This window comes from Caenimonas koreensis DSM 17982 (assembly GCF_009646335.1).
Lineage (GTDB): Bacteria > Pseudomonadota > Gammaproteobacteria > Burkholderiales > Burkholderiaceae_C > Ramlibacter > Ramlibacter koreensis.
Genome location: NZ_WJBU01000009.1, coordinates 270,159 through 282,864, shown reverse-complemented (window position 1 = coordinate 282,864; position 12,706 = coordinate 270,159). Strand labels below are relative to the sequence as shown.

At 64.3% G+C, this 12,706-nt stretch carries 13 protein-coding genes; 8 read left to right on the top strand and 5 right to left on the bottom strand.

The window, feature by feature from the left end:
• Positions 1 to 4: 4 nt before the first annotated feature.
• Positions 5 to 1,570: a murein biosynthesis integral membrane protein MurJ gene (gene murJ / locus GHT07_RS10930; protein WP_153585096.1), complete on the bottom strand. Its 1,566-nt coding sequence runs from the start codon at positions 1,568 to 1,570 to the stop codon at positions 5 to 7.
• A gap of 89 nt (positions 1,571 to 1,659) precedes the next feature.
• On the opposite strand from murJ, the gene rpsT reads away from it, so the two are divergent.
• Positions 1,660 to 1,968 carry a 30S ribosomal protein S20 gene (rpsT, locus tag GHT07_RS10925; protein ID WP_153585095.1) on the top strand — a complete coding sequence of 103 codons (309 nt, stop codon included), beginning with the start codon at positions 1,660 to 1,662 and terminating at the stop codon, positions 1,966 to 1,968.
• A gap of 115 nt (positions 1,969 to 2,083) precedes the next feature.
• On the opposite strand, the gene GHT07_RS10920 is transcribed toward rpsT, so the two are convergent.
• Positions 2,084 to 2,377 (bottom strand): DUF3579 domain-containing protein, encoded by a 294-nt coding sequence (locus tag GHT07_RS10920; RefSeq protein ID WP_153585094.1) that lies wholly within the window; start codon positions 2,375 to 2,377, stop codon positions 2,084 to 2,086.
• A gap of 245 nt (positions 2,378 to 2,622) precedes the next feature.
• On the opposite strand from GHT07_RS10920, the gene GHT07_RS10915 reads away from it, so the two are divergent.
• Genes GHT07_RS10915 through GHT07_RS10905 form a run of 3 tightly spaced genes read left to right on the top strand, consistent with a single transcriptional unit; the run spans position 2,623 to position 5,585 of the window.
• On the top strand, positions 2,623 to 3,813 hold the full coding sequence (locus GHT07_RS10915) for an aspartate aminotransferase family protein (protein WP_153585093.1): 1,191 nt from the start codon (positions 2,623 to 2,625) through the stop codon (positions 3,811 to 3,813).
• A gap of 29 nt (positions 3,814 to 3,842) precedes the next feature.
• Positions 3,843 to 4,760 carry an ornithine carbamoyltransferase gene (argF, locus tag GHT07_RS10910; protein WP_153585092.1) on the top strand — a complete coding sequence of 306 codons (918 nt, stop codon included), beginning with the start codon at positions 3,843 to 3,845 and terminating at the stop codon, positions 4,758 to 4,760.
• A 3-nt stretch (positions 4,761 to 4,763) separates the two neighbouring features.
• A complete protein-coding gene (locus GHT07_RS10905; protein WP_153585091.1) occupies positions 4,764 to 5,585 on the top strand; it encodes an FkbM family methyltransferase in 822 nt (273 codons plus the stop codon).
• Positions 5,586 to 5,646: 61 nt separating this feature from the next.
• Here GHT07_RS10905 and GHT07_RS10900 read toward each other — a convergent pair whose 3' ends face one another.
• The gene (locus GHT07_RS10900) at positions 5,647 to 6,018 is read right to left on the bottom strand and encodes a hypothetical protein (RefSeq protein WP_153585090.1); all 372 of its coding nucleotides are present in this window, start codon (positions 6,016 to 6,018) and stop codon (positions 5,647 to 5,649) included.
• Positions 6,019 to 6,209: 191 nt separating this feature from the next.
• On the opposite strand from GHT07_RS10900, the gene kynB reads away from it, so the two are divergent.
• From kynB to GHT07_RS10880, 4 genes are read left to right on the top strand one after another with little or no spacing between them, the layout of a single operon-like run.
• Positions 6,210 to 6,836 (top strand): arylformamidase, encoded by a 627-nt coding sequence (gene kynB, locus GHT07_RS10895; protein WP_153585089.1) that lies wholly within the window; start codon positions 6,210 to 6,212, stop codon positions 6,834 to 6,836.
• Positions 6,833 to 8,116 (top strand): kynureninase, encoded by a 1,284-nt coding sequence (gene kynU, locus GHT07_RS10890; RefSeq protein ID WP_153585088.1) that lies wholly within the window; start codon positions 6,833 to 6,835, stop codon positions 8,114 to 8,116. Before kynB ends, kynU begins: the two co-directional genes overlap by 4 nt.
• The gene (gene kynA, locus GHT07_RS10885; RefSeq protein ID WP_153585087.1) at positions 8,116 to 8,982 is read left to right on the top strand and encodes a tryptophan 2,3-dioxygenase; all 867 of its coding nucleotides are present in this window, start codon (positions 8,116 to 8,118) and stop codon (positions 8,980 to 8,982) included. The genes kynU and kynA overlap by 1 nt, the downstream gene beginning before the upstream one ends.
• 49 nt (positions 8,983 to 9,031) lie before the next feature.
• Complete coding sequence (locus tag GHT07_RS10880; RefSeq protein WP_153585086.1) at positions 9,032 to 10,228, top strand: GGDEF domain-containing protein; 1,197 nt, start codon at positions 9,032 to 9,034, stop codon at positions 10,226 to 10,228.
• Between the two features lie 35 nt (positions 10,229 to 10,263).
• On the opposite strand, the gene GHT07_RS10875 is transcribed toward GHT07_RS10880, so the two are convergent.
• Together GHT07_RS10875 and GHT07_RS10870 are read right to left on the bottom strand one after the other, a co-directional pair.
• On the bottom strand, positions 10,264 to 11,445 hold the full coding sequence (locus GHT07_RS10875) for an FAD-dependent monooxygenase (RefSeq protein ID WP_153585085.1): 1,182 nt from the start codon (positions 11,443 to 11,445) through the stop codon (positions 10,264 to 10,266).
• A gap of 81 nt (positions 11,446 to 11,526) precedes the next feature.
• Positions 11,527 to 12,501 carry a BLUF domain-containing protein gene (locus GHT07_RS10870; protein ID WP_153585084.1) on the bottom strand — a complete coding sequence of 325 codons (975 nt, stop codon included), beginning with the start codon at positions 12,499 to 12,501 and terminating at the stop codon, positions 11,527 to 11,529.
• Between the last annotated feature and the right edge of the window lie 205 nt (positions 12,502 to 12,706).

Here is a 12,706-nt window from a genome sequence, read left to right as displayed (position 1 = left end):
CGCATCAGGGTTTGACAAACTGCCTGAGTTTGAGACCCGCGGCCCACAGCGCAACAAAGTAGATCGCGCCTGATGCGGCGAGCATTCCGGCCATCAGCCCTGCCCGCAACAGCGCCTGATCACGCATCGCCATCCACGCAAAATGGTTGGCTCCCCACACAAGAAATATCGCGAGCAGCGCCGTTGCACCGGTCACCTGCAAGATGAACAGGCCCCAGCCCGGGCGCGGCGTGTAGCTGCCACGCTTGACGAGCCCCCAGAGCAGCCACAGCGCATTGATCAATGCACCGATGCTGATCGACAGGGCCAGCCCGGCGTGACGCAACCACGGCACCAGCACGACGTTCAAGAGCTGCGTGATGACCAGCACGACGATGGCGATGCGCACGGGCGTTCGCATGTCCTGGCTCGCATAAAAGCCGGGTGCCAGGATCTTGATCGCCACCAGCCCCACCAGGCCCACGCCATAGGCCGCCAGCGCGATCGAGACCATCTGCACGTCGGAATCCTTGAAGGCGCCGTAGTGGAACAGCACTGAGACCAGCGGCACGTTGAACACGAGCAGCGCAATGGAGCTGGGCACAGCGAGCAGTACGACAAGACGCAGCCCCCAGTCGAGCATGTTGGAGTAGCGCACGCTGTCGTCGGCCGCTTTGGCGCCAGCCAGTTGCGGCGTCAGCACCACGCCCAGCGCCACACCCAGCATCGCCGTCGGAAACTCCATCAGGCGGCCCGCGTAGTCGAGCCACGTGACGTTGCCAGGCCCGAGCCATGACGCAATCTGCGTATTGATCATCAGCGAGATCTGCGCAACGCCGACACCCAGCAGCGCGGGTGCCATCATCCCGGCCACCTTGCGCACGCCAGGGTCAGCCCAAGCCTCGCGCAGGCGATTCCACGTGATGCCGATGCGCGGCATCAGGCCCAGGCGTTTCAACGCCGGAATCTGCACCGCGAGTTGGAGGATGCCGCCCATCATCACGCCGCCGGCCATGGCGTAGATCGGCTCGATGCCAAGCGTCTTGAACCACGGCGCGCCCAGCCAGGCGGCGGTGATCATGCACAGGTTGAGCAACACGGGCGTAATGGCCGGCACTGCAAAGTTCTTCCAGGTGTTCAGGATGCCCGCCGACAGAGCCACCAGCGACATGAAGCCGATGTAGGGGAACATCCAGCGCGTCATCAGCACCGCCGCCTCGAAGGCGTGGGGCGACTGCTTGAAGCCGCTCGCCAGCATCCAGACCAGCACGGGCGCCGCTGCAACGCCAATCACGCAGGTGACCAGCAGCGCCCAGGCGAGGGCCGTGGCGACTGCGTCGATCAGCCTGTGCGTTGCCTCATCGCCGTCGGTTTCCTTCGAATAAGCCAGCGCCGGAACGAAAGCCTGGCTGAAAGCGCCCTCGGCAAAGAGCCGCCTGAACAGGTTCGGGATGCGGAAAGCGACGTTGAATGCGTCCGTCAGCGCGTTCGCGCCGAAGGTGGATGCCATCACCAGATCGCGCACCAGCCCAGTCACGCGGGAGGCGAAAGTCATCAGCGAAACGGTGGAGGCGGATTTGAAGAGGCTCATGGACTGCGGCGAAACCAGCGGAGTGTAGCCCCGCGGTCTATAATGGTGGGCTTTGCTGGCAACATCCTCAGACTCCAAGGAACCTACTCATGGCATCAGCCAAACCCAAGAAAAAGAACCCCCGCCTGGCATCCGGCCGCAAACGCGTGCGCCAGGACATGAAGCTGAACGCCGCGAACACCTCGCTGCGCTCGAAGTACCGCACTGCAATCAAGAACGTCGAGAAGGCCGTCGCCTCCGGTGACAAAGTGAAGGCGACTGAAGCTTTCGCCAAGGCACAAAGCGTGGTCGACAAGATCGCCGACAAGGAAATCTTCCACAAGAACAAGGCAGCTCGCGACAAGAGCCGCCTCGCCGCCAAGGTCAAGGCACTCGCCCTGGCCCCCGCCGCCGCCTGACGCTTCAGGCAAACAGCCCGTCCCTGCCAAGGGGCGCCGTTTGAAACGGGTGCGCTGCCAGCAAAGCAAAAAGCCTCCTCACGGAGGCTTTTTTGCGTCCAGGCCCCACCGCCAGCTACTTGCCGTCAGCGATTTCCAGCTCGTTGTCCTTGGCGAAATTCATCACGAAGTCCCAGGCCATGGGCTCGGCGGCGCGCAGCTCGGTGTTGACGATGACGGCCTTGACGCCATCGACCAGGTTGGGAACGCACCAGGGCGAATAGCTGAGGTGGCTGCCGGGCGTGGCGCCACCGGGGCGAAACGAGCTCATCACGCCAGCCAGCCGCTCTGCCCAGTCGCTGGGGCGGAACGTCTTGCCATCGCGGGTCCTGCCCAGGATGACGATTTGTTTGGCGCTGGGCAAAACCATGGATGTCGGTTCGTTGTTCGGGCCGGTTACGCGGGGGATCGGCCCCGTGCTGCGGCGCACAAGAATTCTATCTTATATAAGACTTGGACCAAGACGGGAAGCTGGGGCGGACGCACCGCAGCGGCCAGGCAGGGGCATCGCTGTGATGCGGAATTGTCATCCAACCAAGGCAATCTCTGTGCCTAGAATCTGTCCTCAGCGGCTCACTCGTTGAGCCGATTTCTTTTTTTGAGGAGCTTGAATCCATGTCATTCATCGAGGCAGCATCGCCCCACGTCATGAACACCTATGGCCGCGTGCCAATCGCGCTGTCGCACGGCCAGGGCGTGCGAGTGTGGGACGTGAATGGCAAGCAGTACCTCGACGCCCTCGGCGGCATTGCAGTGAACACGCTGGGCCACAACCACCCGCGCCTGGTGCCCGCTCTTCAAGACCAGCTGGCCAAGATCATCCACAGCAGCAACTACTACCACGTGCCCAACCAGGAAGTGCTGGCCAAGAAGCTGACCGAGCTCTCGGGCATGACCAACGTGTTTTTCTGCTGCACCGGGCTGGAAGCGAACGAAGGCGCGCTGAAGCTGGCGCGCAAGTTCGGGCATGACAAAGGCATCGAACGGCCCGAGATCGTCGTTTATGAGAAGGCATTCCATGGCCGCAGCATCGCCACGCTGTCGGCCACCGGCAATGAGAAAGTCCAAAAGGGGTTCGGCCCGCTCGTCGAAGGATTCATCCGCGTCCCCCAGAACGACATCGAGGCCCTGAAGGCCGCCACCGAAGGCAACAAGAACATCTCTGCCGTGTTCTTCGAAACCATCCAGGGTGAAGGCGGTGTCAACCCCATGCGCATCGAGTACCTGCAGCAGGTGCGCGAGCTGTGCGACCAGCGCGACTGGCTGCTGATGATCGATGAAGTGCAGTGCGGCATGGGCCGCACGGGCAAGTGGTTTGCGCACCAATGGGCCAATATCGTCCCGGATGTGATGCCGCTGGCCAAAGGCCTCGGCTCGGGCGTGCCGGTCGGTGCGATCGTTGCCGGCCCCAAGGCCGCGAACATCTTCGGGCCTGGCAATCACGGCACGACATTCGGCGGCAACCCGCTGGCGATGCGCGCTGGCGTCGAGACGATCCGCATCATGGAAGAAGACGGCCTGCTGGAAAACGCAGCGCGCGTCGGCGCTCACTTAAAGGGCGCGCTCGCGCGCGAGCTCGGCGCTTTGCCCGGCGTGGTCGAGATTCGCGGCCAGGGCCTGATGATCGGCGTCGAACTCGCCAAGCCGTGCGGTGTGCTCACACAGCAGGCGGCCGACGCGGGCTTGCTGATCAGCGTCACAGCCGACAGCGTGATCCGCCTGGTGCCACCGCTGATCCTGACCGAAGCCGAAGCCGACGAAATCGTCGCCATCCTTGCGCCGCTGGTGAAGGCATTTTTGGCCTGACCCAGCTCGCGCACTAGACTGCCCCCTTCATGCCAATCAAGCACTACCTCCAGTTCAGCGATTTCACGGCCGACGAATACGCGTGGCTGTTCGAGCGCGCGGCCCTCATCAAGAAGAAGTTCAAGTCGTACGAGAAGTACCACCCGCTCGCCGACCGCACGCTCGCGATGATTTTCGAGAAGGCCTCCACCCGAACGCGCGTGAGCTTCGAGGCGGGCATGTACCAGCTGGGCGGCAGTGTGGTGCACCTGACCACAGGCGACAGCCAGCTTGGCCGCGCAGAGCCCATTGAGGACAGCGCCAAGGTCATCAGCCGCATGGTGGACCTGGTGATGATCCGCACCTTCGGGCAGGACAAGATCGAGCGCTTTGCAGAGCATTCACGCGTGCCCGTGATCAACGGGCTGACGAATGAATTCCACCCGTGCCAGATTCTTGCGGACATCTTCACCTACATCGAGCAGCGCGGCTCCATCAAAGGCAAAGTCGTGGCTTGGGTGGGAGACGGCAACAACATGGCCAACACGTGGCTGCAAGCTGCCGAACTGCTTGGCTTCACAGTGCATGTGAGCACGCCCAGCGGCTACGAAGTGGACCAACACGTTGCTGGCCTGCGCAGCGCCGACAGCTACAAGGTTTTCAAAGACCCGATGGACGCATGCCGCGGCGCGCACCTGGTCACCACCGACGTGTGGACCAGCATGGGCTACGAGGCCGAGAATGAAGAGCGCCGCAAGGCCTTCACCGACTGGTGTGTAGATACCGAGATGATGTCTGTCGCCCAGCCTGACGCACTCTTCATGCACTGCCTGCCCGCGCATCGCGGCGAGGAAGTGCAGGCCGATGTGATCGACGGGCCGCAGTCGGTCGTCTGGGAAGAAGCGGAGAACCGCATGCATGCACAAAAGGCACTCATGGAATACCTGTTGCTCGGCAAGGTGGGCTGACCCATGGCTTACCCACTACGCCCCATCGCTTTCGTGCTGGCAGCCAGCAACCACGGCATGATGATCGTCAACCGCAACGACTACCGAATGGTCGATGCGGCGCACGGCTACGGCGTCGGCTACCAGATCCTCAACCAGTCAGCGTTCGACCCCAGCGAGATTGGCCTGGCCATCGCGCTGCTCGACGCGCGCCGCAAGCACTTCGGCAGTGGCGTCTGCGCCATCGACGGCGGCGCCAATATCGGCGTCCACACGATCGAGTGGGCGCGCCACATGCACGACTGGGGCTACGTGATGTCGTTCGAGGCGCAAGAGCACGTGTATTACGCGCTCGCCGGCAACATCGCCATCAATAACTGCATGAACGTGCATGCGTACCAGGCGGCACTCGGCGAGAAAGCGGGCGAGCTTTCAATTCCGCATGCCAACCCGCATGTGGCGGCAAGCTTTGGCAGCCTGGAGCTGCGCAAGCGCACCAACACCGAGTTCATTGGCCAGGACATCTCGTATGCGCCTGAGAAGATGACGACCGTGCCGATGATGACGCTCGACTCGCTGAGCCTGCCGCGCTGCGACTTCGTCAAGCTCGACGTCGAAGGCATGGAGGCTGACGTGCTCAAGGGCTCGCTGGACCTCATCAAGCGCACCCTGCCCATCCTGATGATCGAGGTGATCAAGTCGGACCAGGCGGTGCTCGAGTCGCTGCTCAAGCCGCTGGGCTACCAGGTGTTCAACCTCGGCATGAACCTGCTCGCGATCCACCAGGCTGACCCGACGCTCAAGTCCGTGAAGATCAGCGGCAACAACTTCACGCTCACAGCCTGAGCGCCCGCGCGCTCCACGGCGCGCTCCACGGCGCGCGTCACGAGGCGCGTCACGAGGCGCGCTACACAGCGCGCGTGCGAAAGGGCACTGAGCCGTCCCTGGCTTGCAGCTTGCCGAGCTTGACCAGCCTCGCCTCCACCGAAAAACGTGTGCGACCCAGCTTGGCCATGATCGCCTTGGTGTCAACGCCTGCATCGAATGCCACGACCAGCGCCTGGTCATCCGCTTCGGTCCACGGCTTGCCTGCATTGGGCGGCAGCACCTTCACGGGCACGTGGGGGAACGGCACATCGAGCGCTTTCGATACGACCACCAATGCACGAATGACCGGCGGCGCGTTGTAAGGGCTGTCGTCCGGCAAGGCCGCGCCAGTGACGGGGTGGATGCCCTGCGCGAGTGTGTCGATGATCTGGCGGGCGGCGTGCAGCTCCATGTCGGAAACCTCCTGTAGTGAATAGAATGAATTACTGTATCTTTATACAGCTTTCTTCGCAACGACCCAACGCCAGAGGCGGTTGACGCTGCAGGCGGCACGCACCAGATCCTTCATGCTTCAACTATTTCTGCGGCCTGTGGGCATTAACCGACACCACGCCATCGGCATCCGTCGCACACTTTTTTCCGATGAAAAAACTCTGGGACATCTCACCGCCTGTCAGCGACCAGTCGCCGGTATTTCCCGGCGACACGCCCTATGCGCAGGCGTGGAGCGCCACCCTCGGGCCGGGCTGCCCTGTCAACGTCGGCAAGATCACGATGTCGCCGCACGTGGGCGCGCACGCAGACGCTCCGCTGCACTACGGCAATGAGGGCTTCGCCATCGGCGCCGTCGACCTCGCGCCTTACCTCGGCGCTTGCCGTGTGATCCATGCGATCAACAAAGGCCCGCTCATCGAGTGGCATCACATCGCGCACGCCGTGCAGGACTTGCCGGCGCGCGTGCTGGTGCGCACTTACAAGCGCATGCCCGTCGATCGGTGGGACGGCGAACTTGCTGCCTTCGCGCCCGCCACCATCGAGCAGCTCGCCGCCCGCGGCGTCAAGCTCGTGGGCATCGACACCGCGAGCATTGACCCCGCTGACAGCAAGACACTCGACAGCCACCAGGTGATCCGCCGGCTCGACCTGCGCGTGCTTGAAAACCTGGTGCTCGACGACGTGCCCGAAGGCGACTACGAACTCATTGCCCTGCCCCTGAAACTGATGACAGCCGACGCCTCACCCGTGCGCGCCGTGCTGCGAGAACTATGACCACTACTTTGCAAGACTGCCGCGCGATGGACGCGCAAGACCCGCTGCGCCCATTGCGCGATCTCTTTGTCGTGCCGCAAGGCGTGACCTATCTGGACGGCAATTCGCTCGGCGTGATGCCGAAGTCGGCAGCGGCGCGCGTCGCGCAAGTGGCGACCGAAGAATGGGCGCAGGGCCTGATCCGCTCGTGGAACGCAGCAGGCTGGTTCACCATGCCGCAGCGCCTGGGCGACAAGCTCGCGCAACTGATGGGCGCGAAGGCAGGCGAAGTGGTGGTGACCGACAGCACGTCGATCAACCTCTACAAAGTGCTGAGCGCTGCGCTCACCATGGCAGCGCAAGACGCGCCGCATCGCACAGTTGTCGTGAGCGAGCGCACCAACTTTCCGACAGACCTCTACATCGCGCAGGGCCTGTGCAAGGCGAACGGATTCACGCTCGAACTCGTTGATGACGGCGCGCTGGATGCAGCGATGCGGCCCGATGTCGCGGTGCTGATGCTCACGCACGTCAACTACCGCACAGGCGCCATGCACGACATGAAGGCCATCACTGCTGCGGCACAGGGAGCAGGCGTGTTGACCATCTGGGACCTGGCCCACAGCGCAGGCGCAGTCCCTGTTGATCTGAATGGCGCCGACGCCGACTTTGCCGTGGGATGCGGCTACAAATACCTCAATGGCGGGCCGGGCGCACCCGCGTTCGTGTGGGTGCATCCACGCCACGCGGGCCGCTTCGAGCAACCGCTGTCTGGCTGGTGGGGCCACGCTGCGCCCTTCGAATTCGCGCCGGGCTATCGCCCCGCAGAAGGCATCTCGCGCTACCTGTGCGGCACGCAACCCATCATCAGCATGGCGGCACTTGAATGCGGGCTCGATGCCATGCTCGCCGCGCAACCACTGGGTGGCATGCAGGCACTGCGCGCCAAGTCGCTGGCACTCACCGACTTGTTCATCTCACTCGTCGAGCAGCGATGCGCGGGCCATGGCATCGAGCTCGTCACGCCTCGCGGCCACGCACAGCGCGGCTCCCAGGTATGCCTCACACGCAGCGAAGGCGCCTATGCCATCGTGCAGGCGCTGATTGCCCGCGGCGTGATCGGCGACTATCGCGCCGCCGATGTAGCCAGTGGCGTGCAGCAAGAGATCCTGCGCTTCGGATTCACGCCGCTGTACATCGGCTTCGAAGACACCTGGAACGCCGTTGAACACCTCAAACAGGTGCTCGACACCCACGAGTGGCAGCGCGCCGGGTTCAACCAGAAACACGCGGTGACGTGATGACAGGCAAACCAAACGACCCCAGCAGCCACCAGGGCGAGCACATCGTGGCGCAGGAAGGCGCGCAGCTGGATTTCAGCCGGTCGATGAGCTATGGCGACTACTTGCAGCTCGGCGCGATCCTCAATGCGCAAAAGCCGCTCTCGCCCGACCACAACGAGATGCTCTTCATCATCCAGCACCAGACAAGCGAGCTGTGGATGAAGCTGATGCTGCACGAGCTGGCAGCGGCCATCGCGGCAGTCGCAAGCGATGAACTCGGCACGGCATTCAAGATGCTCGCTCGCGTCTCACGCATCATGGAGCAGCTCGTGCACGCGTGGGACGTGCTCGCGACGATGACGCCACCCGAGTACAGCGCGATCCGCCCTTACCTCGGCCAGTCGAGCGGCTTCCAGAGCGCGCAGTACCGGTGCATCGAATTCGCACTCGGCAACAAGAACGCAGCCATGCTCAAGCCGCACGCACATCGCCCGGAGTTGCTTGCGCAGGTGAAGCAGGCTTATGAATCACCGTCGCTCTACGACGTGTCGCTTCAATTGCTCGCCCGGCGTGGGCTTGCACTGCCGCCGTCGCACCTGCAGCGCGACTGGACGCAGCCGTATGCCACCAGCGACGAGGTCGAAGCCGCCTGGCTCGTGGTGTATCGAAACCCCAGGGAGCATTGGGACCTGTACCAGCTCGGCGAAGAGCTCGCCGACCTCGAAGACGCGTTCCGGCTCTGGCGGTTCCGCCATGTCACGACAGTCGAACGCATCATCGGCTTCAAGCGCGGCACGGGCGGCACTGGCGGCGTGAGCTACCTACGCAAGATGCTGGATGTGGTCTTGTTCCCGGAAATCTGGAGGCTGCGCACGCAACTCTGACAGCTCATGCATACTGGCGCTTTGAGCTGTGCGCAGGGGTGAGGATTCGATGAGCAAGCGGCGAACCGCAAAAGGCCGCGAGCAGCCCGTGGAGCCGTTGCCGGCCGAAAAACGCGTGGCTCGCCGCACCGACAACAGCAGCGTCGCGTTTCGTACCAGCCGCCTGGAGCCGCGGCTGGTATGGGCCATTGCCCTCTTCACGATCTGGTCATGCCTGGTGCTCTCGCCCGGTGCCAGCGTTGTCTGGCTGCTGGCGCTGTATGCCTCCAGCATCGGCGCCTGGAGCCGGCTGCGACCAGCCGGGCACCAGGCGATCATGCTGGCCCGCGCGGCGCTGCTCCTGGTGGGCGCATTCGTGCTGCAAGTCAGTGCTGACACCGGCGGTGCGGACGGCCCCTACTTCATCTGGCCCGTCATGGTGGTGGCGGTTTACTCGCTGCTCGTCTCCGGCCGCTGGCGCTACGCCCTGTGGTCGCTGGCTGCGCTGGAGTTTGTCGTGTCCCGCGCCTTCTCCGGCACGGCGCCCTCGTGGCAGCTGGCGCTCGCCCAGGCCGGCGTGCTCGCCGCCATTTGCTTCATCGCGCACGAACTGCGCCAATCGATGGACGACATGGAAAACGTGGTGGAACAGGCCAGCACCGACCCCACCAGCCGCCTCTACAACGATGCCGGCTTCTTTGCCAATGGCAGCCTCATCTTCGACGACTGCCGCCGGCGCAACCGCCCCTTCACCATGGTGCTGCTCTACAGCGCCAACCTGCGCGACGTGGCCGACGTGGCGGGCAAGAAAGCGGCAAACCAGCTGTTCGGGCAACTGGTTCGCAGCATCGACGCCGCAACACCCGGTGGCAGCCTTGCCGCCCGCACGGATGCCGTGGAGTTCGGCCTGGCGCTCGCGGGCATGACGGCCGTGCAGGCCGGCGCTTTGCTGGAGGATAAATTCGGCCAGCCGCCCAAGGTCGAGGTCACGCTGAGCGACGTGAAACTCACCGTCATGCTGGATTCAGTGGTCGCGCAAGCCACCGCCGACGTCGCCACACTTGAAGACATGTACGACCGATTGCGTGCCAAGCTGCTGCGCCGCTCCGGCGTCGACCACACCAAGCCGGCCGAGATGCACAGCACGTTGCAAGGCATGCTGCAAAGCGACCCTGCCATTCCCTTCCATGCCCGGCCCACGGTGCCGATGCCGCTCGGCAAGACGCCCAGCTCGAAGCCGCGTCGGATCAGACCTGGCAGGGCCTGAAGCGGCATGGTGGCTGGGCTGCATGCCCGGCCTGCCTAGCCGCGATACAGCCACGGCTGGTCGAGCAGCCCTTCGCCCAGCACGCGCATCGCGATGTCGCGCCCCCAGCGGACGACGCCCGTCGAATGGAAGATGTCGCCGTTACCCTGAGCCCGGATCTGCACCTGCGCATTACGCTGCCAGCGATTGAGCGCATATCGGCTGAGCGCCAGCGGCACGTCGATGCCGGCCTCCTTCACCATTGCCAGGCAGCGTGCCAGCTCGACGCCATCCTCAATCGCCATCGCCGCGCCCTGCGCGAGGTAGGGTCGCATGGGATGCGCTGCATCGCCCACGAGCGCAATCCGCCCTGACGCCATCTCTGCGGCGCCACGCACGGCGGGCCGGTCATTGAGCGCCCACAGCCTCCAGCTGTGGATCGCGTGAATCAGCTCGCGCAAGGGCGCGCACATGTCGCCAAGCGCGGCATGCAGCTGCGCAGTGACGCCCGCCTGGTCCCAGTCGCGCAAATCGTCCGGCTGCTCGCCCTGGACAATCGCCACCACATTGAGCAGCTCGTCTCGCCGCACCGGATAAGCAACAACGTGCAGGCGGGGGCCAAGCCAGACGTGAACATCGCGCTGGCGCATGGCAGCCGGCAGGTCGGTCTGCTTGATGAGACCGCGGTAGGCCAGGTGCCCCGTGAAAGACGGCGGGGTGGCGCCTGCGACGTAGCGGCGCACGGCGCTCCACAGACCGTCTGCACCCACCAGCACATCGCACTCGACCGGTGAAGCCGCTGCCGATGTTGAAACCGAAACCACACTGCTGCCGGCAACGACGGACTCGATCACTGCGCCAGTGCGCAGGTCGACACCCGTCGCGCAGACCGCGTCGAGCAGCATCACCTGCAGGTCAGCGCGATGCATCGTGGCGTATGGCGCGCCGTAGCGCTGCGCGATGTCGTCGCCGAGCGAGAGTTGCCCCAGCGTCTTTCCGGTCAATGCACTGCGAATGCGCAAGCTGGACGGAAACGACGCCAAGGCCTGCAACCGGTCACCCAAGCCCATCGCCTGCAAGCGGCGCGTTGCGTTCGGCCCGAGCTGCAGGCCCGCACCGACCTCGCTGAATCCCACCGCCCGCTCGAACAGCCGGACATCGAAGCCTGCCTGCACACACGCCAGTGCTGTGGCCAGCCCGCCGATGCCACCGCCCGCAATGAATATCTGAGTGCCCATGAACGGCGATTGTGCCGAAAAGGATGCGCCGGCAAGCGCTGCACAAGGGGACGCGTTCCGCTCGAAGGACCTGCTACGCCCTCACGCGCCGACCTGCTCCGCATCCGCGAGCACGGCGAGAAAATCCACGATCTCGCTGCTGGCGAGCTTGACGATTTCCGCCGGCAATGGCCTTCTCGCACCACGCTTGAGGAACTCACCCACGCTGCGCGCGATGAGCTCACACGGCGCCACCAGCTGGATGTCGGGCATCGACGCGGCGGTGTTGGCGGCCAGGGCGACACTTGCCGCCAGCTCGATCGCCGGCTCGGGCCGGGAGCCGAGCAGCAGCGCCAGCGTCTTCACGTTGGCGAGCGACTCGCGAACCATGCGATGGCCGAGCGCGCGGCGCGAAATCACCTGCACGCGTGACGAATGGCCTTCCAGGTCCAGGTCGACGTAGGCGCCGCCCACATCACGGCTCGCCGGGTTGCCATCAGCGAATCGCTGGTACACCACGCGGCTGGCAAACCGGTCGCCGAGCTTGCGCAGCACATCGATGGAGCTGTTGTCGTCACAGGCCATGACTGCAATGCCTCGCTTGGGTCGCGGCGCTTCGCCGGGCGGCGGCAAGGTACAGGGCGCGCTCAGCTGGTGCCAGATCGCCGCGGGCGTCATCGAATTGCCGGACGATGCAATCGCATGGATGCGGCGCGCGAAGTCGAAGGGCTGGTCGGCCCCCTGCGTGGTGACGAGCGTGATCTTGTCGGCCAGCGCACGGTGGCCCCTGGTGCGGTGGATCAGGCGCATGCGCGCGTGCCGCGTGTCGCGGCCGGCGCGCCGCAGCGTGGCTTCGATGCCAGCTTCGCTGCCTTCGAGCCATATCACGAACCAGCCGCTGGCATACAGCAGCGCACCATGAACGTCCTTCGAGTCTTCGGCCGCCATGAAGCTGTGACGCACGCCGAACATCTGCTCCATGACGGAGCCATGCACCCGCGACTCACTCGCGACGACGACACGCAGGACGCGGTCTTGGTCGTTGGGGCGCACAGCAGTCATCATCTTCGTCGGCATGGGCGATTCCAGTGGTGGTGCGAGTGGTGAATTCGGTCGGGGCCGGGCGAGGTGCCGGTCCGGCGGGGCGCGCAGTCGCACAGGGCGCCCCACAAACTTCAGGTCGGTATTGTTTACACCTCAACTAAATCCGTCCAATGCATTGTTTGGCTAATATCAATGCAGTGGCTGCATTGCAGGGCCTGCTGAAACCTTCACAGGGAAC

Excerpts from the sequence above, each read along its gene's own strand:
- murJ (WP_153585096.1), bottom strand. The coding sequence starts at position 1,570 with ATGAGCCTCTTCAAATCCGCCTCCACCGTTTCGCTGATGACTTTCGCC.
- rpsT (WP_153585095.1), top strand. The coding sequence starts at position 1,660 with ATGGCATCAGCCAAACCCAAGAAAAAGAACCCCCGCCTGGCATCCGGC.
- GHT07_RS10920 (WP_153585094.1), bottom strand. The coding sequence starts at position 2,377 with ATGGTTTTGCCCAGCGCCAAACAAATCGTCATCCTGGGCAGGACCCGC.
- GHT07_RS10915 (WP_153585093.1), top strand. The coding sequence starts at position 2,623 with ATGTCATTCATCGAGGCAGCATCGCCCCACGTCATGAACACCTATGGC.
- argF (WP_153585092.1), top strand. The coding sequence starts at position 3,843 with ATGCCAATCAAGCACTACCTCCAGTTCAGCGATTTCACGGCCGACGAA.
- GHT07_RS10905 (WP_153585091.1), top strand. The coding sequence starts at position 4,764 with ATGGCTTACCCACTACGCCCCATCGCTTTCGTGCTGGCAGCCAGCAAC.
- GHT07_RS10900 (WP_153585090.1), bottom strand. The coding sequence starts at position 6,018 with ATGGAGCTGCACGCCGCCCGCCAGATCATCGACACACTCGCGCAGGGC.
- kynB (WP_153585089.1), top strand. The coding sequence starts at position 6,210 with ATGAAAAAACTCTGGGACATCTCACCGCCTGTCAGCGACCAGTCGCCG.
- kynU (WP_153585088.1), top strand. The coding sequence starts at position 6,833 with ATGACCACTACTTTGCAAGACTGCCGCGCGATGGACGCGCAAGACCCG.
- kynA (WP_153585087.1), top strand. The coding sequence starts at position 8,116 with ATGACAGGCAAACCAAACGACCCCAGCAGCCACCAGGGCGAGCACATC.
- GHT07_RS10880 (WP_153585086.1), top strand. The coding sequence starts at position 9,032 with ATGAGCAAGCGGCGAACCGCAAAAGGCCGCGAGCAGCCCGTGGAGCCG.
- GHT07_RS10875 (WP_153585085.1), bottom strand. The coding sequence starts at position 11,445 with ATGGGCACTCAGATATTCATTGCGGGCGGTGGCATCGGCGGGCTGGCC.
- GHT07_RS10870 (WP_153585084.1), bottom strand. The coding sequence starts at position 12,501 with ATGCCGACGAAGATGATGACTGCTGTGCGCCCCAACGACCAAGACCGC.